This is a genomic window from Halobacillus sp. SY10 (genome assembly GCF_045401165.1).
Classification (GTDB): domain Bacteria; phylum Bacillota; class Bacilli; order Bacillales; family Halobacillaceae; genus Halobacillus; species Halobacillus aidingensis.
In genome coordinates, this window is the sequence record NZ_CP174345.1 from 3,190,202 (window position 1) to 3,212,712 (window position 22,511).

Here is a 22,511-nt window from a genome sequence, read left to right on the forward strand (position 1 = left end):
TTTTTAATTTCCTTCCTGCTTCTTATCAGGCTCTGTCGGATCACTCGTTTCATCTTCGTCCGCTTTTAGTGTAATTTTACCACAAGCGATTCGTTCCCCTGAATCCCCTGCCGGCTGGGTCATCCCATCATCCTCACCGCTATGAATCACGATGGATGTCCCCTCATCTCTAAGTAAAGACTTCTGACCTTCTTTCAACTTGGCTTCAGGCAACATTAATTTCGTATCCACCATACCACTTTGATCTGCTTCCACATTCGGCATGTCCCCGACGTGAGCTCCCTCAGGATTCATCAAACCATGGTCTTTAGAAAGGGGGTTGAAGTGATTTCCGGCACTCTTGAAATCAGGAGCTTCACATTTCGGAAACTCATGAATATGGACTGCGTGCATCCCAGGTTCGAGGCCTTCTACTTTTAATGTCACCTCGACTCCTTCCGATTGTTCAGTCAATGTTGCTGTGCCAATTTTATCGTTGTCGGCATTATAAATCGACGTATTCAAAGGAGAGCGCTCTTCCCCCGAACATCCATTAAGAATAAACACAAATGCTATCAATAACCCGATTGAAATTCTCATATAAATCCTCCGTTCATGAAATACTCCATGGATAGTATCTCCATCGATTTATAAAATATAACAAAAGCCACGTCAGGCTCAGGCCCTAACGTGGCTTTTCATTCTTTTTATTAGCATTCGCTTCGACTTTGTAGGCTTGGTCTACTTTCTGCTCTTCTTTTTGGGAAATTTTAATGAACCAGATCATTGTGACTGCGGCAAATACAATAAAAAGCATTAACATAACGATCGCAGGAATATACTCTGATTTATCTTGAGGGAAATATAGAAATTCCATCATAGGGCAACACATCCTTCTAACTAGAAGTATATCAAAAATCCACCTCACCAATGAAGAGCTTCACGATATCTTCACAATTTCAATTTTTGTTACAATAGATGGAGAAAGTGAGAGGAGTGAGTGTATGTCAGAGTTTCCAAGCGGCTCCATTGTGAAAGCCCATTATAAAACAGGTATTTATATCGGTGAAGTCGTCGAAGACCGCAACCGCTTTTATCTTGTAAAAGTCCTGGCCGTCGATAAACACCCAATGCAAGGGGACCTTCATAACCCCGGCAAAACAGAAGAAGTCTTTTTCCATCAGCGGAAAGCTTTAAGCTACAATGAAAAAGCGAATGTACAAAAAGAAGCAGTCAAGCCTTTTGAAGGGGAAGTTCCTTCATACGAAGAGTCTTTAAAAGAAGCAGTGGATGCTCTTAAAGCAAAGCTTGAAAGAAGAGAGACGGAATTCAACCAGAGTGCAAAAAAGCAGCTGGATGATTTAGAAAAGCAGTACTTTGGCTAAATGGGAGAATGACAGCGCTTTTTTTCGTATTTGTTTTCTATTCAAGGGTATGGTAATTTTATATAGTCAAAAGTAATGGAGGAGGTCATATCCATGACAACACATATTGGAGCGAAACCCGGAGACATTGCAGACAAGATCCTTCTTCCTGGTGATCCGCTACGAGCGAAATACATTGCAGAAAACTTTCTAGAAGATGCGACATGCTATAACGAAGTACGAGGCATGTACGGTTATACAGGTACTTATAAAGGTGAAAGAATTTCCGTTCAGGGAACAGGTATGGGAGTTCCTTCCATCTCCATTTATATCAATGAATTGATGGAAAGCTACGGTGTTCAAAAACTGATCCGTGTCGGCTCTTGTGGTGCATTGCAAAGCGACGTTAAAGTTCGTGACGTCATCCTTGCCTCTACGTCCACAACGGATTCCCAAATGAACCGTATGGTCTTCGGTGGCATTGACTTTGCACCGACCGCTGATTTCAACCTTTTGAAAAATGCGTATGATGCGGGAACAGAAAAAGGCTTGAAGCTGAAAGTCGGTAACGTATTTACCAGCGACAGCTTCTACCGTGATCAAGCGATGGATCTTTTCAACTTGCTTGCGAAGTACAACGTGCTGGCAGTGGAAATGGAAACAACAGCGCTTTACACGCTGGCAGCGAAATACAATCGTCAGGCTCTATCCGTTCTGACCGTCAGTGACCATATCCTGACAGGTGAAGAAACGACAGCGGAAGAACGCCAAACGACATTCAACGAAATGATCGAAGTGGCTCTAGAAGCAGCGATTCAAGACTAATAAACAAGCACCCCTACAGCTGTAGTGGGTGCTTTCATTTTTGTTCAACATTCTCTATATCGTTTATATTGACTACATAGATACGGTCGCCAATGCTGATAAAAACTTCCTCACCCCACACTCTTTCCATTTTTCCGAAATAATACCCATCCAACGTATGAACGATAAGGAAAGTCCCTACATTCTTTTCTACCATGCGTAGGATGGCACGCCTGCGTGGCGTAGAACGGATTTTGCGCCACAACGACGTCAGTTGGAACATCTCCCAGCCTCCCCGCTCATTAACCTCCCTATATGTTATACGCCTGTTATCTACGAGGTGCGAGGTCTGGACCTATAAAAACATAAAAACCTCCCGGCCCCGGGAGGTTTTTAAACTATTTCACAATATATTGGGCTAAAGTTTTGGACATGACACCTGTCGGACCTTTAGGACCCAAATCGTGCGCACCTTCAGCAATGGATGTACCTGCGATATCCAAATGAACCCATGGTACTTTTTCAACGAAGGCACCGACAAACGCTCCCCCCATGATTGGATGAGCTTTTCTCGTCGGCGAGTTATTCAAATCAGCAATCGCACTTTTTCTCACTTGCGCTTTATAATCATCATTGTAAGGTAAAAGCCAAATCGGCTCTCCTACAGATTTCCCTGCGCCCTCAACATCTTTATAAAAATGTTCATCGTTTGTCATGGCGCCTGTCATCCAGGAGCCTAGTGCCGTGACGACGCCGCCAGTTAAAGTAGCGACATCAATCACTCGATCCGCACCCTGACTCTGAGCGTAAGTGACCCCATCAGCAAGGGCAAGACGGCCTTCTGCATCTGTATTCAAAACTTCAATCGTCAAGCCGCTCATAGACGTAATCACATCATCCGGCTTGAAGGCATCGCCTGATATCATATTGTCGGATGATGGAATCACGGCAATGACGTTCTTTTTCGGCTTCAATTGACCAATGGTTTCCATAGCGCCGAGAACAGCTGCCGCTCCTCCCATATCACCTTTCATGCCTGGCATTCCGGTTTTCGGTTTAATCGAATAGCCACCTGTGTCATAAGTAATTCCTTTTCCAACAAGGGCGGTGACATCTTTCCATTCTTCCAGTCCCTGATATTTGAGCACAATCATTTTGGGCGGTTCTATAGATCCTTGATTGACGGCCAATAAAGCTCCCATACCCAGCTCTTCCATATCTTCTTTCTCTAGAATGCTCAACTCGAACTGATAGTCTTCCGCCATCGTTGTAGCAAACTCCGCCATTTCAGATGCTGTCAAAATATTCGCAGGCAGATGAACCAAATACCTTGCCGTGTTCACCCCATCCGCAAAGGCTTGTCCTCTATATAAACCTTCAAGGACAACCTTTTCCTCTCTTTCTGTCCAAACGGTGAGTTCATTGATGTCGACCGGTTCTTTTTGATTGGTTTTAAAAGAAGGGAGACGATACGTAGACGTCAGCATAGCTTCCGAAAGAAGAGCGGAGTATCTTTCTACATCTTCCCCTTCAGGAATAAAACTCTCAAGTAAAACAGTCACAGACGAGATTTCGTCTTTGATTAAGCTTTGAAATACACGACCAAATGTCTTGCGGCACTTGTTTTCGTCAAATTTATGTGAGGATCCGAGACCAATGACATAGATGTTCTTCAAATCACTTTCATTCATGACTAAAACCTTATCCAGTTTTTTACTTTCCGTAGACAAATGTCCTGCATCTATGTACGCTCCAAGATCGACTCCACATGAATCTTTCACCTTGTCGATCATATGCTTGTTCACTTCTTTTTCGTCAAAAAGACCTACAAGTAACGATCCCGTATCATTCCATTCGTTTGTTACAGTAAACATATTGATACACCTCCAACTTAAGTATACACAATCCCACTTTGTTTTCCTTGTGAAAAAGATCATTTCTTCGACCTTAACTTAACATGAATATAACTATCTCGCTCCATGGAACATATGGTATAATGACTTTGCTCCATCACCATATAAACGCTACAAAAAGAACATGCCATCATTTTATGGATGCACTTGATTCGTTCACCCATGCTCTATTGTATGAATGAACAACTACATAGATTGTCATTTCTATTCCCCGGAAGATCAGAAAGGATGTCAACATGCTATTAGATTTAGTGCAAAACTTCCCCCTTTGGGCGTCGATCGCTGCTATTCTTTTCGCCCAAGTGATTAAAATCCCTATTCAATTCATAGCATCCAGACAATTGAATACCAGCCTCGCCTTCAGTACAGGCGGAATGCCCAGCAGTCACTCCGCAGCTGTTACCGCTCTGGCCACAGGTGTTGGAATTGAACAAGGATTCGGATCATCTGTTTTTGCTATTGCCTGCGTGTTCAGTATCATCGTCATGTTCGACAGTACAGGAGTAAGGCGTCAAACTGGCGAACAAGCCATTATGTTGAACATCTTACTCAACGACTTCAACCGGTTCGTAAGTGAAGCCAAAAGCTGGCAGCAAAAAGAAGGCTATCAAAAGAAAGAAGAACTAAAAGAACTGTTGGGCCACCAGCCGATTGAAGTGTTCTTCGGGGGACTGACAGGTATTCTCCTCACCTTTCTTCTTCATTCCTTGATCTACTAAAAAAATCTCTTCCGATTTATTTTCGGAAGAGATTTTTATTGAGTCATTTGTGAACGGAACACTTGCAACGATTCATCCTCATTCAATTTATTCAAGTCTTCTTCAGAGAGTTGGCCGTTCCCCTCTTCAACTACATAAACGTCGAGCGTTTGCTTCCCCCACTGATTGTATACATCATTCACGGTTGGAAAATAAAGATCGAGCTTATTCCCTTTGATGGCCCCGCCAATATCTGCAACCACTCCATAGCCGTAACCAGGAATAAACAATACAGTCCCTAATGGAAACATTTCTAAATCCGCAGCAATGGTAGAATATAAATCCCGCTTCACATTAACACCTGAATACGTAATTCCGTATCCAGGATGCTCAGGCGTTTTGCCCGTGGATTCATACCCCGCTGTATAACCAGTTGCTACAACTTCTTGACTCGGGTATTGACTTAAATCAATCGTATCTTCCAACAGTTCCACCGCTTCGATTACCGCACTGGAAACATTGGTCTGCGGAGCATTTTTTATCTTTAAGCTTTTCTCACTAAAATCTTGATCTTTTTGAAGAAGCGTCTCCCCATCCAGGGATTCTCCTCTGAATTTTGACGCCAGCCATTCGTCAAAGTCTGAGAGCGATAAGTTTGTTACATTCGTAAAAGTACTATAAAGAGCAAAGCTGAACAGTAGAATAAAAAAGATAGACTTCGTCCGCTTGTTCATGAAATCACCTCTAGGTGTAATCATGTCCAAGCTCGATTTTTTTATTCAAACGAGTCCTTTTCAACAAAGATTATTAAAAAAGGCTAACAGCATAATATGCCGTTAGCCTTTCCGTTTTAAAACATTTGGTATCCACTTTTTCGTAATTTCTTAATAACGATTCCAGCCACCAGGGTACCGACGAATCCACTTGCCAAGATGACGATATCCACAAGCTTTAGGTTGAATAATTGTTCAAAAACTGTAGGAAACGCAGTCCCTGGAGCCGAAAAGTACTTTGTCCATGAAAAGTCATCAACGATGAATAGTACGATGATCGGATAAACGATAGCCATCAACCACGAAGAACGTAAAATCATATTCAATAAAAAAGAGATTCCGAAGAATAGCACAAAAAATAACAACATTGACACGATGAACTGCACGATATTCACTAACGTTTCCCCCTATGTATGTTCAACGAAACACAAACGAATCCAAACCTCATTCTATAACGGTTACATAAAAAGCGCAAGAGCTCTCCCATATCGATACAAATGCTTATTAAACAAACTGACAGGAGTCTTGAAGACTTGATTTCGTAGCGTTTGCGTGTGCTTTAGGGGCTGCGGGGAATGAGTCGCTTTCCGCGGGAGCGCGGCGAGCCTCCTCGGACTCCGTCCTGCGGGGTCTCACCAAGCACTTTTTTCCCGCAGGAGTCTTCCCCATTCCCCTCCGCCCCTTTGCCATAATAAGTTCTCGAAATCGCTCCTCAGACCACCTACCTATAAGTAGGATAACCATGTCCCAGTACTGGTCCGACAGCATTCTTCGTCTCAAAAAAACTCGGCCTCTGAAGGTGGTTTCGAGCACCTTTCTATCGTAAGGTGGTTTGGAAAACGGGGAGACTCCTGTGGGAATGGATTGGCTGGCGAGACCCCGCAGAGCGGAGCTGATGACGTACAATAGTCTGTGTAAACAAGTTTTAGGCATAAAAAAACAAGGTAGGGTATCCTTAATGTTAATCACCACAAAAAACATTGAAAGGATGTGCCCTACCTATGTCTATAAGTATAGACTACGAAGCATTCATAAAGCAATTAGAACCGATGTTAAAAGAAATGATTAAGAATCAAGCGGAAGTGTTGATGAGAGAAGAGATGAAAAATTTCTTTGAAGTCGAACACCCTGAGTTGAAGAACAGTAAAAACGGCTCCTATGAACGTATATTGGATACGAGATATGGAAGAATTGATGATCTTTCCGTGCCTCGTGATCGTAATGGGGCGTTCAGAACACAACTCTTCGATCCCTACCAAAGGCGTGAAAAATGGTTAGGGGAAACCATTATTGAGATGTACAGTAAAGGAACAAGTACTCGGGAAATCGGCAGGTTTATCGAAAGAATACTCGGTAACTCCTATTCAGCTGCCACGATTAGTAATATCACAGAAGTCGTCATCGAGGAAATGGAGAAGTGGCATCAGCGCCCTCTTGAAAAGCGGTATTCCGTCCTTTACTTGGATGGGACTTACGTTAAGCTCAGGAGAGGTGACGTAGAAAGTGAAGTTGTGTATGTGGTGGTCGGCATTACAGAGACCGGAATCAAAGAAATCATAAGCTTTCGGGTAGGTGGAAAAGAAAGTTCCAATGGCTGGCGGGAAGTTCTTCTTGATCTCTATAACCGAGGGGTCGAAGAAGTCTTATTAGGTGTGTTCGACGGCCTTCCTGGTCTGGAAGAAGCTATGAAGGAAATCTATCCTAAAGCTGATGTTCAACGCTGTGTGGTCCATAAGATCCGTAACACTCTTCACTCTGTCCGCTCAACAGATAAAAAAGAGCTCACCAAAGACTTAAAGGACGTTTATAAATCGGATACGAAAGATGAAGCGCATGAACATTTCCATTCCTTTAAACAAAAATGGGGGAAGAAGTATCCCAAAGTAATTAAAAGTTGGGAAGAAGACCTAGGTGTCTTACTCACTTTTATGGGCTATCCCCGCCTTATTCGAAGAATGATCTATACTACGAACACGATTGAAAGAACCATCAAAGAAGTGAAAAAGCGTACTCATAAAATGAACAGTTTACCAAGTGAAAGAGCCCTAGAGAAAATTGTTTACCTCGTGGCCAGGGACTTCAATGAAAAATGGAGTCAAAGAGGGATAACAGAATTCGTCTCTGTTTCCGGGGAGTTGGATGAAATGTTTGAGGAAAAGTACGGCCCCTCAGCTAACAAGTAAATTTAATGATTAACAAAGGAGCCCCAATTTGATTTACACAGACTTCTTGACACTACCGCGGAGCTCGAGGAGGCTTGCCGTCATCCCCGCGGAAAGCGAGCCGTTTTCCCAACCACCATTTCCACACATAAAAGTCTCGAAACTGAGTCTTCAAAAAGAAAAGCGAAAGCAGTGGCTCTGCTTTCGCTTTTTTATAATTAATGGAAGAAGTTTAATTTTCCTTTTTTGAGGACGAGTGGTACACCGCCTAGTTTTAGCAGGTAGCGGTTATCGATGATTTTCTTCATCGCGGTTGCTGACCATCCGAACAATTTCTTATCATCAAAGACTACGCCTATCGCATCATTATGACCAAGGGAGGCGACGGTCCCTTTCAAGTCCGGCTCAAATGGTTCAAGGTGATCCTCACCTCTGATCAGACGTGTGAGGTTCGCTGCTGTTTGCTCTGCCTGCTGGATAGCAATTTGTGCTGTTGGAGGATAAGGGCGTTCCGTTTCCCCGTTCATTACCAATGCACAGTCCCCTACGATGAAGACATCGTCGTAACCCTCTGGACGCAGGTCATCTCCGACCGGGATACGTCCGCGGTTTGCTTCAAATCCTGCTTTTTCAACAAGAGAGTTGCCACGTACACCAGCAGCCCAAACTACCATGTTCGTCTCAATTTCTTCACGCTGCTCGTCTTTCTCGAAAACGAGCTTGTTTTCAGTAACTTCTTTGATCATCGCCCCAATTTTGAATTCGACGCCTCTTGCTTCTAAGGAGTTCATCGCGTACTCCACAAGCTCCGGATCGAACCCTGGGAGTGCCGTTGGAGCAGCTTCAACGTTGATGATGCGTACTTTTTCACGTGGGATGTCGTATTCTTTACAAAGTTCCGGTACACGGTTAGCGAGCTCACCTACGAACTCGATGCCGGTGAATCCGGCACCGCCTACGACAATGTTTAAACGTTCTTGCTTTTTTTCCGCTTCATTATTATATTTTGCGAAGTTATATTCAATGTGCTGACGAATCAATCGCGCACTGTTGATGCTGTTTATGGTGAAAGCATTCTCTTTCAATCCAGAAATACCGAACGTGGCAGACTCAAAACCAAGTCCGATGACGAGGTAGTCGTATGAAAGCTCACCGTTTTCGAGCAATACTTTCTTATCTTCGGGTTTGATATCCGTCACGGTATCTTGTACAAAATTTACTTTACTCGTATTAATGACATCACTGATTTGGATACGCGTGCGGTCATGGTGTAAGGTACCCGCAGCATTTTCATGCAACCAAGTGGTTTGGTAATGGTAACTATGCTTATTGACCAGTGTCACATTTGCATCATTTGCACCTAGGCTCTTCTGTAACTTCACTGCTGTCATGATTCCGCCATAACCGGCACCGAGAATCACAATGTTTGGGTTTCTCATGGTTAATCACTTCCATCTCGTATTAATGATCCGTTGACTAATGCTTGTGACTACTTTCACACAAGAAAAAATGAAAAAAACCTGAGTCGGTTTCAGGTGAAAATTGTCACAAATTTTTACTATATTATCTGATTTTATCTTAGACCTTTTCCTAACCATTTTCAACCCGAAAGCCCTTTATCGGAATTATTCATCAATTAACCTTTTGTAAAGGTTTACATTCCCCTACTGTTCCCATCAGAAATTTTTTTATGATAGAATGTATTTTAGTGAAATTTTCATCAGGAGGTTTATTATGAGTGAAAAAATATACGATATAACGGTAATCGGCGGTGGTCCAGTCGGTTTATTCACAGCATTCTATGGCGGAATGCGTGAAGCTAGTGTAAACATCATTGAAAGTCTTCCTCATTTGGGAGGCCAACTTACAGCTCTCTACCCTGAAAAATACATTTTTGACGTTGCCGGGTTTCCGAAAGTACGAGCACAAGAACTTGTCGACAACTTAGAGGAACAAGCGATGATGTTCAATCCTACAATTTCTTTGAACCAGGAAGTGGTTTCCGTAGAAAGAATGGATGATGAAACCATCAAGCTAACGACAGACAAGGACGTTCATTACACGAAGACTATCATTATCACAGCAGGTAATGGAGCCTTTCAACCAAGAAAACTAAAGATTGAAGATACCGAACGCTTTGAAGATACAAACCTCCATTACCACGTTAGCAATATGGACAAGTTCCGTGACAAAAAAGTCATGATTGCTGGTGGCGGAGACTCTGCTGTCGACTGGGCCCTTATGCTTGAGCCAATCGCTGAACAAGTGACTCTCGTCCATAGAAGAGATAAATTCAGAGCGCACGAACATAGTGTGTCACAGCTTAATGAATCGAACGTCAGAATTATGACTCCATTCACTCCTGAAAAAATGATTGGCGAGGAACGCATTGAACAGGTGGAATTAAAAGAAGTAAAAGGGGATCGAGTAGAAACGATTGATGTTGACGATGTAATTGTAAACTACGGTTTCATCTCCTCCCTTGGCCCGATAAAAAATTGGGAGTTGGAAATTGAAAAGAACAGCATCGTCGTCAATTCTAAAATGGAAACTAATATCAAAGGCATTTATGCAGCGGGGGATATTTGCACCTACCCTGGAAAAGTGAAATTGATTGCTTCTGGTTTTGGTGAAGGTCCAACAGCCGTCAACAATGCGAAAGCCTATATCGACCCAGGTGCTCGTGTTCAACCTAAACACTCGACTAGCATGTTTTCATAAAAAACAAAAGGAAGAAGCCCTATTAAGCGGTCTTCTTCCTTTTTAAATTCTGAGATAAGAAAAACCTTTCTGTAAAAACAGAAAGGTTTAATATTAACAATTTGGATCTGGGGTTCCAGCATTTGTTGCTGTTTTGAATGAAGATCCACAACCACAGGAAACAATCGCGTTCGGATTATCAATGGTGAATCCGCCACCCATCATATTCTGTTTGAAGTCGATGGTCGTACCTTCGACAATAGCGGCATCTTGACGGTTAATGACGACCGGGATTCCACTGGACTCCTCTACAAGATCAAGTTCCTCATTGATTTCATCTTCGAAGCCCATGGCATAAGACAATCCACTGCAGCCTCCACCTTTGACACCGAAGCGAAGACGAACATCTCCTTCTTCTTTCATCATCTCTTTGATCTGGTGACTTGCGGCTTCTGTGATATTCAGAATCATACCAAGCCTCTCCTTTCTCTTCTTATTGTCAGTATACTAAATGGCAGAACTTTTAATCAAACATCCCGTATTCAGAAACAAAAGGCACCCTTGTTTAAAGGATACCTTTTCACTTCCATGGCTACACCGTCTTATAGGGTTTCGTCCAAATGTTCATAAATCTTATCGACTAATTCATCCGGTGTATCGGCCATGACACGATCTCCTTCTACAACTGCATATAGCGTCTGGGAACATAGTCCACAGTTTCTTAAACACCCATATTCGACAACATCAAGATCAGGATCTTTCTCAAGGGTTTCTTTAGCTTCTTGCGATCCACTGATCAAGTTATTGATGCAAAATTCAATTAATGGATTCATCCGCTTCACCTCTATATTGGATGAAACCCTACCTTTTCCTAATCATATCACATCATCCGCCAAGTCTGCTATGAAATTTCCTTTGGCTGGAGTCCATTCTTATCCAAGGCCTTATAGACTTTTTTCAGCTTAGGATCCCCCTCGCCTACAATTTCATTCTCAACGAGGACAAGAGGATAAAAAAGTTCGTCATCTAACAGCTGTTGGATAATGGAAGAGTCAGCGCCATTCCGATCTTCTTCATGGATATCATAGTAATTGTAGGTAACCATTGAATCATTATACTTTCTTCCTATAGCCGCCTGCAGCCATTCATATGTCTCCCTCGAACCAGGTGCATTGACACAACTGGCACATTTTACATCAGCTCCATAAACCGCTACTCTAACTTTCTGCTGTTCCCCCATCCGTACCCTCTCCCTTTTATGTTACGTTTTTTCCATTTTACAAAAGAAAAGAAAAAAGATAAAATGATAATAGTTCTCAATATTGATGTACAGAGACTTAAACAACCATAGATTTTTTAGTCATTTCGTTTTATAATGATACTTAAGAAAGGGGAAGATTGAACATGCATGAACAGGTTCAAGAGGTACTCAATAAACTTCGCCCATTTTTACTACGTGACGGTGGGGACGTCGAGCTTGTCGATGTTGAAGACGGAATCGTCCGCCTGCGACTCATGGGTGCTTGCGGAAACTGCCCTAGTTCCACAATCACTTTGAAAGCAGGAATCGAAAGGGCTCTTGCACAAGAAGTACCAGGAGTTTACGAAGTCGAACAAGTATTTTAATACACCTAACCAAAAGAGCCGCCCAAAATGGAGCGGCTCTTTTTTTGTAATACTCATCCCTATCTCAGTTCAACATAAGCTCTCCATTCTTGAAGACTCAGTTTCAAGACTTTTGTGTGGACGGTTCGGGGCGTCGGGGGATGACTCGCTTTCCGCGGGAGCGCGGTGAGCCTCCTCGAGCTTCTGTACTGCGGGGTCTCACCAAGCACTCTCTTCCCGCAGGAGTCTCCCCATCCCCCGACGCCCCTTTACCATATAAGTGTCTCGAAACCACTTCCACAAAGGAAATTTACTATGATTAGCATGCAGATGATAAAGAATGGATTCCCCACATTGAAAGCTGCTACGGAGCGCTTGGTAACACTCTGGCATGGATAGTGGAAGACACTCATCTTCGGAAAAGGGGTTCGTTTTTCAGTCTCATGGTATGGATGGTTGGGAAGCTGCGAGACTCCCGTGGGTGAAAGGAGATAGGCGAGACCCCGCAGGACGAATTCCGAGGAAGCTCGCCACTCCCCCCCACAGGAAAGCGAGTTGCTTCCCAGCCACCCCTTACGTTCAATATGGCAACGAACCACGAAACATCTCGAAATCGAGTCTTACACAGTCCTGCCAGATAATTCAAAAACGCTTTAATGAAATTTAAAAGTTATCAGTGCTTTAAATGACAGGTGTGATTAATGGTTTGCCTTGGAAGTGATGGACAAGGTTATCGAGACTAAGCCTCATCATTTTATATCTTGTTTCCTTCGTCGATGATCCGATATGCGGTAAACAGACCACTTCAGGGCATGAAAGCAATGGATGTTCTGAGGAAATCGGTTCTTGTTCAAATACATCAAGCCCCGCCCCTGCAATCTTTTTATTTATGATCGCCTCATACAGCGCTTCTTCATCTACCGTAGCTCCTCTTGAAGCGTTGATGAAGAAAGCATCCTTTTTCATCCTATGGAAAGCATCCTTATTAAACATGTGTTTGGTTTCATCTGTCAAAGGGGTCAAACACACGACATAATCAGCTTGTTCAAGCAACACCTCAAAATCCGTATAGCTCGCACCAAAGGTCTCTTCCGCCTCGGGTTTACGAGAACGGTTATAATACAGCACATTCATACCGAAGCCTTTTGCTCTCTTTGCAACTGCTTCTCCAATTCTGCCCATCCCGACGATGCCTATTGTTTTCCCGTGAATATCCGTACCTGCTAACATCAACGGAGACCAATTCTCCCACTTATTGTCTTTTATGTATTGACTTGCCTCAATCATTTTCCTCGCTGTGGCCATCAATAAACCAAATGTGAGATCTGCTGTTGTTTCTGTAAGCACATCTGGTGTGTTAGTTACAGCAATATTTAGACGCTCAGCTGTTTTCACATCGACATTATCATAGCCGACGGCCATATTCGCTACGATAGAAAGATTATTGGATTGGCTGAGAATTTGTTCATCTACATCTTCTGTCAACATGGTCATTAAGCCATGAGAAGATTGGGCTCGTTCTATAAAAACTTGGCGCCCTACAGGTTCTTCTTCACGTGGCCACATTTCAATATCCAAGTGCTCTCTATAAGGATTCACGACTTCATCAGGGAGACGACGGGTAATAAAAACTTTTGGTTTTGTCAATGATCGAACCTCCATCTTTTTTATTATTTTATCATAGCAAATGACCGCTGAGACTTTCCAACCTTCTACACTTTTGCACCTTCAGGGAGAAGTTTTGATATAATGAACATAACACCGCTCGTTTGTGCAATAATAAACGCGGGTATGGTACAGTGCAAGTCATGATGAGCAGGGAGGTTTTTCACTATGGCAGAAGAAAGAAAAGTATCCACTCTTGAAAAAACAGCAAGAGATTGGCTGGTGGAAAGAGGGGTCACCATTGATGACATTGCTGACCTTGTCTATTACTTACAGTCTAAATATCACGAAGACTTGTCCATGGACGACTGCCGCTTCAATGTGAATAAAGTACTGACAAAGCGGGAAGTTCAGAATGCAGTCATTACTGGGATTCAAATGGACCGGCTAGCAGAAAAGAAAATGCTTGAAGAACCATTGCAGTCGACCATAGAAGTAGACGAAAGCCTTTATGGAATTGATGAAATCATCGCCTTTTCCATCGTAAACGTTTACGGATCTATCGGTTTTACAAATTACGGTTACATCGATAAACAGAAACCAGGAATCTTACAAAAACTGAATGATAAATCCTCAGGGGAATGCCACACATTCCTGGATGACATTGTCGGTGCCATTGCAGCCGCCGCATCCAGCAGACTTGCCCACACCATCGCTGGAGATGCTGAAGTTTAATAAAAATGAATGATGTAAGTGTAAAGTAGTTCAATGAAGTGTACGACATTTCCGTACCTTCCCATTGAGCTGCTTTTTATTTTCCTCTAATCTCCTTCAATAAAAGCTCCCGATTGTGGAAGACTCAGTTTCGAGACTTTTGGTGAGTGCATGGGGCTGCGGGGAATGACTCGCTTTCCGCGGGAGCGCGGTGAGCCTCCTCGGACTGCGTCCTGTGGGGTCTCACCATGCACTTTTTTCCCGCAGGAGTCTCGCCATTCCCCTCCGCCCCTTTGCCATATAAGTATCTCGAAAGAACTTCAATAAATAGCAAAGCTTTCCATATTAGCTTTTAGGTCTTAAAGTGTATATTCTACATTGAAAGCCTGCTATAGAGCGCTTTATTACTATAGACCAGGAAATGTGAAAGACACTCATCCTCGGCAAAGGGGTTCGTTTCACACATACATTAAATGGGGTGGTTGGGAAGCTACGAGACTCCCGTGGGTGAAAGGAGATAGGCGAGATCCCGCAGGACGAAGTCCGAGGAAGCTTGCCACTCCCCCACAGGAAAGCGAGTTGCTTCCCAGCCACCCCTACCGCTCAATTTGGTAAACGAAACCCGAAACATCTCGAAACTGAGTCTTCCACAATCCTGCCATATAGATTAATAAAGAACATGAATTGAAATATGCTGAATGTTATTTTTCAGACTTCTTTTCTTATCGTATTTTTATTTTTCTGAAACCTTTATAATCTTACTACGTACTACATGAAGAGGCAGAAAAAGGAAGGAGATACAATAGATGAAAAATTGGAGAGGAAAGTTAGTTTGGCTGCTTCCTACGATCATTGTTCTAATCGCTGTAAGCTTGCTGTTTTCTCATAATTATCAAAAAGTCACTGAACCGCCGGATGAGGGTTGGAGCCGCGCCTTGGATATTGGAACAACTCCTGTTTTACGCCCCCCCAATGTAGGCATTCACGATGGGAACCCATCCGTTTCTTTTCTTACCGAAAATGGGATCCAACAAAACATTTACAATGATCAATATGAAATAAAGGAACAAAACTCATATGATATCCCTGTCGATAAATTCACTCAATTCTACATAGGTGAAAACAAGGTAATTCATGCCGATTATTATGGCATGTACGATCAAGAGACAGGGGAGAAAATCACAGACCTTCAAGCTTTTTATCCTCTCGAAAGCAGGGCTTTTTACAGAAATGAGGATAAAATTTATAGCTTTGACGTAAATGAATCTGCTAGTGAAGAGCTTTTGTCACTGGAAAACCCGAAAGCCTCTGTCCATATGGCAGAGACAGACAGTGGTACTTTTTTATTGACAGATGAAGTGACGTCCTCAGGAAATTCACTGACATATTACCAGGTGAAAAAGAACAACATAACCCCACTAGGTGAAGCTACGTTCTCTGTCAAAGAATCTGAACAGGTCAATGATATCCAATTCACGACCAAAAATGACAGTTACCAATTGCTTGTTACAACGATACAAAAACAAAGTCAGTCCGGTAAAATACAAAATTACTATTACTATGCAGAGGCTCCTTTTGGAGAAAACCCTAACCTGAACAGAGTGAATTTTCAAGATCCGCACTCCACATATGAGCTGAAAGAAATATCTGATCTCAGCATTCATAATACAGAGAACGGGCCAGTACTCCTCTTTAAAGCAAACGGTTGGACTGACACGCTTTTCCGGCCTGGCCGGCAATTTAACATATACCAAGCAACCATCAGTGAGAGTAGTGCTACAAAAGTAACACGATTAAGCAATACACCTTCATTTTCTAATTTTCCAGTTAGGCTAAATGAACAAACGGTTTTGTGGGTAGACAATGGAGGAGAAGATCATAAGCTGTTATTAGCTTCAAGCAAACCTGAAGTGATTGAGCGGGCCGACCAGATAACAAAACAAGGTTTGTTGCTAGCTTCAGGAAAGACTATTGGTATGCTTTCCTCAGGGTTATTTGCCCTAATCATCTCTACCTTCTGGTTCTTATGGCCTTTGCTATTTATGATTTTCATTATGTTCTCGAAAGCCGACGCTCTTGACCAAGACCGTTCCTGGGTTCTCTATACAGGAATACTCATTTACTTAATGGCAGCTATTGTAGCAAGGGATCCGATGTTTTCAGATGCGCTTCTCGCTAGAGCTCCAGAGTATTTAAGTTTTCCAGGCAGTCCTATATTGTTTCTTCTTGGCTTTGCAGGAATTGCTTACGGGATATTAAAGGCTGGGGCGCGTTCAAAGGATTGGTCCAACCCGATCCAATTGACCTATTTCATAGGGATGCACATCCTGTTCATCACTGTCTTTTTTGGTCCATACCTTATGTAGAAAAAAACGACCAGAGCTATTCTCTGGTCGTTTCTCTATTTCTTTTCATTAAAATTCAAACGCTCGATCCAATGGAATAAATCTCTGCATTTATATGTGGGTTGGTGTTCCTTATTCTTGATTTCATCGAACGTACTCAAACCAGTTTCCACCATTAATGTATCCATGCCAGCTGTCATTCCAGCTTTAATATCTGTGTTGTAATTGTCCCCTACCATTAAGACATCCTCTTTATGATAACCTAACCGTTTGAGTGCCCGAGACATAATTAACGGCTCAGGTTTACCTACAAACACTGGCTCCACGCCGGTACTCACAGAAATGACGGATGTCAAAGCTCCATTTCCCGGCACAAGACCCCGCTCTGTAGGAATGGCAATGTCTCCATTTGTACTTATGAAAGCAGCTCCATTCCTCACTTCCAAACAGGCCAAGGCCAGCTTCTCATAATTAATTTCCCGGTCAATACCAATCACCACGAAGTCTGCTCCCTCTTGCACCAATTCCAAGCTCTCTTGGCGTAAAGCGTCGTATAACCCTTCTTCACCGATAGCAAAAACGCGGGCTCTTTCTTTTTGGCTGCTTATATACTCAGCTGTTGCAAGACTGCTTGTATAAACTTGCTCCGGCTTAGCACGGACTCCGATATGATTGAGTTTCTCTGCAATTTGATCAATGGTTTTTGAAGAGTTATTTGTCAAATACAAAAATGGAAGGTCTTTCTCTTTTAAGTGCTCCACGAATTCTGACGCTCCTTCAATTCGTTCAGCGCCTTTGTACATGGTTCCATCGAGATCAATGAGATAACCTTTATATTCTTTCATGTTCATACCTTTACACACTCCTCAGTTTTTGGAAAAGGCAGACACGGGTCCAAGCTCATTATCCAAGTAATGACGGACACGATTTGGGAAAGCTTGTAACGAGTGTTCTTGTTCCTGCCAAACTTTAACGATTTGATCATGGTCTACTTCCGTATATTGTTGTACAATCATTTTTCTAAGTTGAACAAACTGCTTGTATGCTTTCTGCTCATCCTCAGGTAATACCTTTTCATCTGTCAGGATGTCTATAATATCTTCATAACTTCCTGGGTCTCTCATGATAAAACCATCGATCATCATGTTCCCGACATCAATGATGGCTTCTATGTTCAAGTGTGTCATCCGTTCTAAAAGAAGCTGGTCTGCAAAATGCTTATAAGAGTGTGCCGCCAATTCTTCTTGTATCTTTTCCATATATGATAAAATCTCTTCAATTTTTTCTCGATTGACAAAATACATCTTGTTAACCTCCCACAAAAATGACCTTTTTCATTCATGATACCATAAAAGTCTTACTCTCACGCTTCCTGATTGTTAGTGTCTGATTTCATAAAAATCGGGCATACTATTGCTAAAGTTTTTTCGTAGCGGATTATAAAAACAACGAACAGGAGATGATTACATCATGGCACAACGTCCGCTTTTAGAAGACGTCACTCAAAGTACAAGCACTCGATTTGTTTCATTCACAGCAGGTAGTCACCGTTTTGAACTTGCTCTCATGAAGGCCGATTATTTTCAAAACCAAACGATGGTCATCAACTTACCAAAAAACCGACAAGCCTTGCTTGATCATAAAAACATCAACGAAATCGGCCATTTGGAACATATGTTTCAACTCAGTGCAATGGAAGCAGAAGAATTAAGGAATTACCTTCCTGATCTCCTCTGAGGACGGGCATAAAAAAACCTCCTTCGACAAAAAATAATGCGGAAGGAGGTTTTTTTATGGGTAAAGAAAAACGTAAGTATTCGGATTTTGCCAATGTCGAAGCCCAACGTAATTACTTGACTCCCGAACAACTTCCTGAAGGGCCTTATGGTGCACCCAGAAACAAATATGAACCTGTAACCAATGATAAGAGTGCGCCATGGACCGAGGAGCAGCGATATTACAGCGCTTTTAATTATGAAAACAAAGGGCTCCACCAGGATCTTCCTCGTCAAGAGGATGGTGCTCACCCCACTCATGATGAAAAAGATGAAAATGTAAAGCCCTCTGAGGAAGCTCATTAAAAACAAAACAAAAAACGGCGTGCGATGATTGGCGCGCCGTTTCTTATTGACGAATTCTTTTCAGTACAAAGTAGGAACAACCGAAATTACAGTATTCATACAAATAATCTTCCAGCGTACTGATTTTGGTATCAAACGTTGCTTTGGAATTTTGATCATCATAAAACCCTTTTAAACGTAATTGACCATAACCCCAATCGCCAACGATAAAATCATATTTATTCAGGATATCACTAAAACGACTTTCCACTTCTTCTTGTTGAAAGCCTTCTTGATAGTCCTCCAGGATCTCATATGTTTTCCCAGCCAGCTCAATCATTTGTATCACCTCTATCCTTTTTCAGTGTATCACATTTTTTCACATGTTAGGAAATACAACAAAAGCAAAAAGTATGTTTCCGATAAAACTGCTCAATCTAATGATTATAAACAGTTACATGAAGGAGGAACTATAATGAAAAAGATATGGAGAGTATTCACCCTATTGTCCCTTGTCACACTCATTGTTGCGGGATGTCAGGAAACAAAAGAAGAGCAAGCAAAAAATATGATGGATGATGACACGTTGAATGGCAATGCCATGGACGGATATAACGAGAAGCCAAAAGATGGGCAAGTTGGTTATGTGCGCTTTAACAAAGACCAATTAAATCAAGATGCTGAAGAACATCGTGAAATCAAAGTCAATCGTGAAGAAATGGCGGATATGATTTCTCGGATGATCCTCCGCTATGATCAATTCGAAGACGTAGCCACAGTAGTTACGGATAATGAAGTGCTCGTCGCGTACAAAAAAGCAGACGATACAGATCGAGAATCAGCGGCCGATATGGTTCAGAAGACGGCTTATTCTTTAGTCCCAAGCTTTTACCATGTGTATGTCTCTGACAATCCTGCTTCCTTTGGAGATATTCAAAGTTTAAGTAATTCCACCGTTTATGATCAAGGGTATAACGATACGATCGACAGCATTATCAAAAAAATGAAGAAGTCACCACAAGGAAAAGTCGAGGAATCCAACCCTCAACAACCGGATGTTGGACCAAATATGAATACAGAAGAAGAAACCGGGATGGAAAACTGACATCACCCCAATTTTTCCATTCATAACAAAAGCATGCCTGCCTCATGCTAAAGATATCAAAACATTGAAGGTGAGTTTATGAAATACATCGGTTCAATGATCTTATGTCTTAGCATGTGCCTACTTTTCTCTGCAGGTTCCATACATGCAGATGAAGAGATCGATGCACGAATGGCATTATATAAGAAAACTTCAGCTATCACTGATATCCCCTGGGAGTATCTGGCGGCTATCGATCAATACGAAAGGCAAGTTCATGACGATCCTAAAGAGGGGCGGGTTACTGCTATTGAAGCGGATCCGATGTTCTGGACTGGTTCTGCTGGAGAAATGCCCTCAACATTCTTCCCGGAAGGCTGGGGTTCAGATGGAGATGGTGATCAAAAGGTTCAGTTGGATAATGACGAAGACGTGTTATATTCGATAGGCACATACTTGAAGTCCTACGGTACCACGAGTGATGATATTAAAATTGCCCTATGGAATTATTACAAGAGAGACCTTACCGTTCAAACCATTATGAATACAGCGAGGGTATTCAAGAAATTTCAGACCGTTAATTTGACAAACCGTGACTTTCCCCTCCCCCTTCAGGCAAATTACAGCTATAGAAGCACATGGGGGGATGCTCGAGGCTTTGGAGGAAGACGCATTCATGAAGGCACGGATATTTTCGCTAATTACGGCGTTCCCGTTAAATCTACAACTTATGGAGTTGTAGAGATGAAAGGCTGGAATAAGTTCGGTGGTTGGCGGATTGGAATTCGGGATATTTATAACATTTACCATTATTACGCCCATTTGCATAGCTTTTCAGAAGATATTAAAGTGGGGGATATCGTACAGCCTGGTGATGTAATTGGATCGGTAGGAGCTTCTGGATATGGACCACCTGGAACATCCGGAAAATTCCCTCCTCACCTTCATTACGGCATGTATCAAGATAATGGAAAAAATGAATGGTCCTTTGATCCTTACCCTTTTCTGAGGAAGTGGGAAAGAATGACAAAAAATTAAAAGCGCCGCACTTCATTGTGCGACGCCTTTTCTTATGATTTTGATTTTTTAACGGCATTCGTAATACTGGCAGCCAGGCCACCCCATATCACGAGCATTCCGATAATCATCATTGTCACTGCACCAGCTGTCATATTAGCTTACCTCCTTTTTTACCTCTTCAACGGCTTTTGAATCCCAACGCTTCAATGTCATCAAGAAGCCGAAGACAATGGCGAAGGCTGCCACGAACCAGCCGCCGAATAAAATAAATCCATCCGCATATCCTTCGTAGTTCCCTGTTTCTGTATCGAACTCTTTAAGAAGGTTCTTCTTGAATAAGCCAAACATCATAAATCCAAGCACAATTGGTGTGATGAGACCAAGACAGACCTTCCACCAGCCACCAAGGCGGAGATCAGAAATACCGTTCGCATGAGTTTGGAAGTCATTGAGGTTACGTAAGAACCAAGCAATAACCACGACTTCAACAAGGCCGACGAACGCCACTCCGAATTGGTTAATGAAGTAATCAGCAGCATCAAGGAGATAAAGTCCCCCTTGTGTCGCGAAAAGCAAGGAAATAACAGCTGCAAGTCCACCACCTAGTCCTACAGCAGCTTTTCTTGAAAGTCCAAATTTTTCGCTCAAAGCAGCTACGTATGTTTCTGAAATAGAGATTAACGAAGATAGTCCGGCTAATACTAATGATGCGAAGAATAGGAAACCGAATAATCCATTCAGTGCAGGGAATTCATTGATGATTTGCGGGAATACCACAAACGCAAGTCCTACCCCGCCACTAACGACTTCACTCACGGGTACGCCGCTCTGGGAAGCCATAAATCCTAATGCACCAAACACTCCAATACCAGCTAATAGTTCAAAGCTTGAATTACCGAAGCCAGCAATGAACGCATTGTTCGTTAAGTCCGATTTCTTCGGTAGGTAACTGGAGTACGTAATCATAATCGCAAAGGCGATCGATAAACTGAAGAAAATTTGACCATAGGCCGCTACCCACACGGAACTATTAGCAATTGCACTAAAGTCTGGAGCAAAGAAAGTCTGAAGACCTTCTGCCGCCCCCGGAAGAGTAATCGCCCGGATGACAATAATTATGAAAAGGACAACCAATGTAGGGATAAAGATTTTGTTTGCCGCTTCAATCCCTTTTTTGACTCCTTTGAAAAGGACCCCAAGAGTAATCAACCAAACGATAAGAAGTGGAATAAGAACACCAGGTACAAGGCTTCCTGTCTGACCAGGATCTACGGATAATTGCAAATAATCGCTAAACAAAAAGCCTTCTGTGTCTTCACCCCATGAAAGGTTGAATGCAAAGAAACTGTATGAAATTGCCCAGGCAATAATGACGGCATAATATGTTGAAATAACAAATGATACAAGTACTGCCCACCAGCCAAGCCATTCTGTTTTACGGTTCATTCTGAAGAATGAAAGTGGTGCTGACCCTCTAAATTTGTGGCCGATGGTGAATTCCATAACAAGTAGCGGAATACCCGCTGTTAACAGAGCAAATAAATAAGGAATGAAAAATGCCCCACCACCATTTTCATAAGCTACTGCCGGGAAACGCCAGATGTTACCTAAACCGATGGCTGAACCGACGGCTGCCAGTATGAAACCGGCTCGTGTTCCCCATTGTGCACGATTTTCCATGCGAA

The 22,511-nt window shown here is 42.5% G+C and carries 28 protein-coding genes; 12 read left to right on the forward strand and 16 right to left on the reverse strand.

Going from position 1 to position 22,511, the window contains the following annotated elements:
• Window positions 1-3 precede the first annotated feature (3 nt).
• Both ACJA3J_RS16350 and ACJA3J_RS16355 read right to left on the reverse strand, forming a co-directional pair.
• A complete protein-coding gene (locus tag ACJA3J_RS16350; protein WP_181898549.1) occupies window positions 4-579 on the reverse strand; it encodes a superoxide dismutase family protein in 576 nt (191 codons plus the stop codon).
• A gap of 85 nt (window positions 580-664) precedes the next feature.
• Window positions 665-859: a hypothetical protein gene (locus ACJA3J_RS16355; protein WP_089654131.1), complete on the reverse strand. Its 195-nt coding sequence runs from the start codon at window positions 857-859 to the stop codon at window positions 665-667.
• A 124-nt stretch (window positions 860-983) separates the two neighbouring features.
• Between ACJA3J_RS16355 and ACJA3J_RS16360 the strand changes: the two genes are divergently transcribed.
• Both ACJA3J_RS16360 and deoD read left to right on the forward strand, forming a co-directional pair.
• A complete protein-coding gene (locus tag ACJA3J_RS16360; RefSeq protein WP_089654132.1) occupies window positions 984-1,364 on the forward strand; it encodes a kinase-associated lipoprotein B in 381 nt (126 codons plus the stop codon).
• A gap of 93 nt (window positions 1,365-1,457) precedes the next feature.
• Window positions 1,458-2,168: a purine-nucleoside phosphorylase gene (deoD, locus tag ACJA3J_RS16365; protein WP_089654133.1), complete on the forward strand. Its 711-nt coding sequence runs from the start codon at window positions 1,458-1,460 to the stop codon at window positions 2,166-2,168.
• 34 nt (window positions 2,169-2,202) lie between these two features.
• Here deoD and ACJA3J_RS16370 read toward each other — a convergent pair whose 3' ends face one another.
• Both ACJA3J_RS16370 and ACJA3J_RS16375 read right to left on the reverse strand, forming a co-directional pair.
• Window positions 2,203-2,430: a hypothetical protein gene (locus ACJA3J_RS16370; protein WP_406944620.1), complete on the reverse strand. Its 228-nt coding sequence runs from the start codon at window positions 2,428-2,430 to the stop codon at window positions 2,203-2,205.
• A 115-nt stretch (window positions 2,431-2,545) separates the two neighbouring features.
• Window positions 2,546-4,021 carry a leucyl aminopeptidase gene (locus ACJA3J_RS16375; protein WP_406944621.1) on the reverse strand — a complete coding sequence of 492 codons (1,476 nt, stop codon included), beginning with the start codon at window positions 4,019-4,021 and terminating at the stop codon, window positions 2,546-2,548.
• A gap of 275 nt (window positions 4,022-4,296) precedes the next feature.
• Between ACJA3J_RS16375 and ACJA3J_RS16380 the strand changes: the two genes are divergently transcribed.
• Window positions 4,297-4,779, forward strand: a complete 483-nt coding sequence (locus ACJA3J_RS16380; protein ID WP_089654136.1) for a divergent PAP2 family protein — start codon at window positions 4,297-4,299, stop codon at window positions 4,777-4,779.
• Between the two features lie 35 nt (window positions 4,780-4,814).
• Here ACJA3J_RS16380 and ACJA3J_RS16385 read toward each other — a convergent pair whose 3' ends face one another.
• A complete protein-coding gene (locus ACJA3J_RS16385) occupies window positions 4,815-5,492 on the reverse strand; it encodes a 3D domain-containing protein (RefSeq protein ID WP_406944622.1) in 678 nt (225 codons plus the stop codon).
• A 116-nt stretch (window positions 5,493-5,608) separates the two neighbouring features.
• A complete protein-coding gene (locus ACJA3J_RS16390; RefSeq protein ID WP_244157253.1) occupies window positions 5,609-5,926 on the reverse strand; it encodes a YuiB family protein in 318 nt (105 codons plus the stop codon).
• 606 nt (window positions 5,927-6,532) lie between these two features.
• On the opposite strand from ACJA3J_RS16390, the gene ACJA3J_RS16395 reads away from it, so the two are divergent.
• Window positions 6,533-7,714 (forward strand): IS256 family transposase, encoded by a 1,182-nt coding sequence (locus tag ACJA3J_RS16395; protein WP_406944623.1) that lies wholly within the window; start codon window positions 6,533-6,535, stop codon window positions 7,712-7,714.
• 197 nt (window positions 7,715-7,911) lie between these two features.
• Here the strand turns inward: ACJA3J_RS16395 and ACJA3J_RS16400 are convergent, their stop codons facing one another.
• The gene (locus ACJA3J_RS16400; protein WP_406944624.1) at window positions 7,912-9,132 is read right to left on the reverse strand and encodes an NAD(P)/FAD-dependent oxidoreductase; all 1,221 of its coding nucleotides are present in this window, start codon (window positions 9,130-9,132) and stop codon (window positions 7,912-7,914) included.
• Between the two features lie 295 nt (window positions 9,133-9,427).
• Here ACJA3J_RS16400 and ACJA3J_RS16405 point away from each other — a divergent pair, with 295 nt between their 5' ends.
• Entirely contained in the window at window positions 9,428-10,414 is a 987-nt protein-coding gene (locus ACJA3J_RS16405) for an NAD(P)/FAD-dependent oxidoreductase (protein ID WP_089654140.1), read from the forward strand.
• Between the two features lie 93 nt (window positions 10,415-10,507).
• Here ACJA3J_RS16405 and ACJA3J_RS16410 read toward each other — a convergent pair whose 3' ends face one another.
• From ACJA3J_RS16410 to ACJA3J_RS16420, 3 genes are all read right to left on the reverse strand, one after another.
• The gene (locus ACJA3J_RS16410; protein WP_089654141.1) at window positions 10,508-10,864 is read right to left on the reverse strand and encodes an iron-sulfur cluster assembly accessory protein; all 357 of its coding nucleotides are present in this window, start codon (window positions 10,862-10,864) and stop codon (window positions 10,508-10,510) included.
• 131 nt (window positions 10,865-10,995) lie between these two features.
• Window positions 10,996-11,226, reverse strand: a complete 231-nt coding sequence (locus ACJA3J_RS16415; RefSeq protein WP_089654142.1) for a YuzB family protein — start codon at window positions 11,224-11,226, stop codon at window positions 10,996-10,998.
• Window positions 11,227-11,294: 68 nt separating this feature from the next.
• Window positions 11,295-11,633: a YuzD family protein gene (locus tag ACJA3J_RS16420; protein ID WP_089654143.1), complete on the reverse strand. Its 339-nt coding sequence runs from the start codon at window positions 11,631-11,633 to the stop codon at window positions 11,295-11,297.
• Window positions 11,634-11,797: 164 nt separating this feature from the next.
• Between ACJA3J_RS16420 and ACJA3J_RS16425 the strand changes: the two genes are divergently transcribed.
• Window positions 11,798-12,019, forward strand: a complete 222-nt coding sequence (locus tag ACJA3J_RS16425) for a NifU family protein (RefSeq protein WP_089654144.1) — start codon at window positions 11,798-11,800, stop codon at window positions 12,017-12,019.
• A 660-nt stretch (window positions 12,020-12,679) separates the two neighbouring features.
• Here ACJA3J_RS16425 and ACJA3J_RS16430 read toward each other — a convergent pair.
• Window positions 12,680-13,645, reverse strand: a complete 966-nt coding sequence (locus ACJA3J_RS16430; RefSeq protein WP_406944625.1) for a 2-hydroxyacid dehydrogenase — start codon at window positions 13,643-13,645, stop codon at window positions 12,680-12,682.
• 186 nt (window positions 13,646-13,831) lie between these two features.
• Here ACJA3J_RS16430 and ACJA3J_RS16435 point away from each other — a divergent pair, with 186 nt between their 5' ends.
• Window positions 13,832-14,338, forward strand: a complete 507-nt coding sequence (locus ACJA3J_RS16435) for a phosphatidylglycerophosphatase A (RefSeq protein WP_089654146.1) — start codon at window positions 13,832-13,834, stop codon at window positions 14,336-14,338.
• 785 nt (window positions 14,339-15,123) lie between these two features.
• Entirely contained in the window at window positions 15,124-16,683 is a 1,560-nt protein-coding gene (locus ACJA3J_RS16440) for a hypothetical protein (RefSeq protein ID WP_406944626.1), read from the forward strand.
• 35 nt (window positions 16,684-16,718) lie between these two features.
• Here ACJA3J_RS16440 and ACJA3J_RS16445 read toward each other — a convergent pair whose 3' ends face one another.
• Both ACJA3J_RS16445 and hepT read right to left on the reverse strand, forming a co-directional pair.
• Window positions 16,719-17,507, reverse strand: a complete 789-nt coding sequence (locus ACJA3J_RS16445) for a TIGR01457 family HAD-type hydrolase (RefSeq protein ID WP_089654198.1) — start codon at window positions 17,505-17,507, stop codon at window positions 16,719-16,721.
• A gap of 21 nt (window positions 17,508-17,528) precedes the next feature.
• The gene (hepT, locus tag ACJA3J_RS16450; RefSeq protein WP_089654148.1) at window positions 17,529-17,966 is read right to left on the reverse strand and encodes a type VII toxin-antitoxin system HepT family RNase toxin; all 438 of its coding nucleotides are present in this window, start codon (window positions 17,964-17,966) and stop codon (window positions 17,529-17,531) included.
• A 166-nt stretch (window positions 17,967-18,132) separates the two neighbouring features.
• Here hepT and ACJA3J_RS16455 point away from each other — a divergent pair, with 166 nt between their 5' ends.
• Both ACJA3J_RS16455 and ACJA3J_RS16460 read left to right on the forward strand, forming a co-directional pair.
• Window positions 18,133-18,399, forward strand: coding sequence for a DUF3055 domain-containing protein (locus tag ACJA3J_RS16455; RefSeq protein ID WP_089654149.1), 267 nt, complete (start codon window positions 18,133-18,135; stop codon window positions 18,397-18,399).
• Between the two features lie 56 nt (window positions 18,400-18,455).
• Complete coding sequence (locus tag ACJA3J_RS16460; protein ID WP_089654150.1) at window positions 18,456-18,743, forward strand: cytosolic protein; 288 nt, start codon at window positions 18,456-18,458, stop codon at window positions 18,741-18,743.
• A gap of 43 nt (window positions 18,744-18,786) precedes the next feature.
• On the opposite strand, the gene ACJA3J_RS16465 is transcribed toward ACJA3J_RS16460, so the two are convergent.
• Complete coding sequence (locus ACJA3J_RS16465; RefSeq protein WP_089654151.1) at window positions 18,787-19,062, reverse strand: YutD family protein; 276 nt, start codon at window positions 19,060-19,062, stop codon at window positions 18,787-18,789.
• 135 nt (window positions 19,063-19,197) lie between these two features.
• Between ACJA3J_RS16465 and ACJA3J_RS16470 the strand changes: the two genes are divergently transcribed.
• Entirely contained in the window at window positions 19,198-19,827 is a 630-nt protein-coding gene (locus ACJA3J_RS16470; protein WP_089654152.1) for a YhcN/YlaJ family sporulation lipoprotein, read from the forward strand.
• A 78-nt stretch (window positions 19,828-19,905) separates the two neighbouring features.
• Window positions 19,906-20,844: a M23 family metallopeptidase gene (locus tag ACJA3J_RS16475; RefSeq protein WP_115893551.1), complete on the forward strand. Its 939-nt coding sequence runs from the start codon at window positions 19,906-19,908 to the stop codon at window positions 20,842-20,844.
• A 32-nt stretch (window positions 20,845-20,876) separates the two neighbouring features.
• Here the strand turns inward: ACJA3J_RS16475 and ACJA3J_RS16480 are convergent, their stop codons facing one another.
• Together ACJA3J_RS16480 and ACJA3J_RS16485 are read right to left on the reverse strand one after the other, a co-directional pair.
• Complete coding sequence (locus ACJA3J_RS16480) at window positions 20,877-20,978, reverse strand: MetS family NSS transporter small subunit (protein ID WP_115893550.1); 102 nt, start codon at window positions 20,976-20,978, stop codon at window positions 20,877-20,879.
• A gap of 1 nt (window position 20,979) precedes the next feature.
• The gene (locus tag ACJA3J_RS16485) at window positions 20,980-22,506 is read right to left on the reverse strand and encodes a sodium-dependent transporter (RefSeq protein WP_089654154.1); all 1,527 of its coding nucleotides are present in this window, start codon (window positions 22,504-22,506) and stop codon (window positions 20,980-20,982) included.
• Window positions 22,507-22,511: the final 5 nt, after the last annotated feature.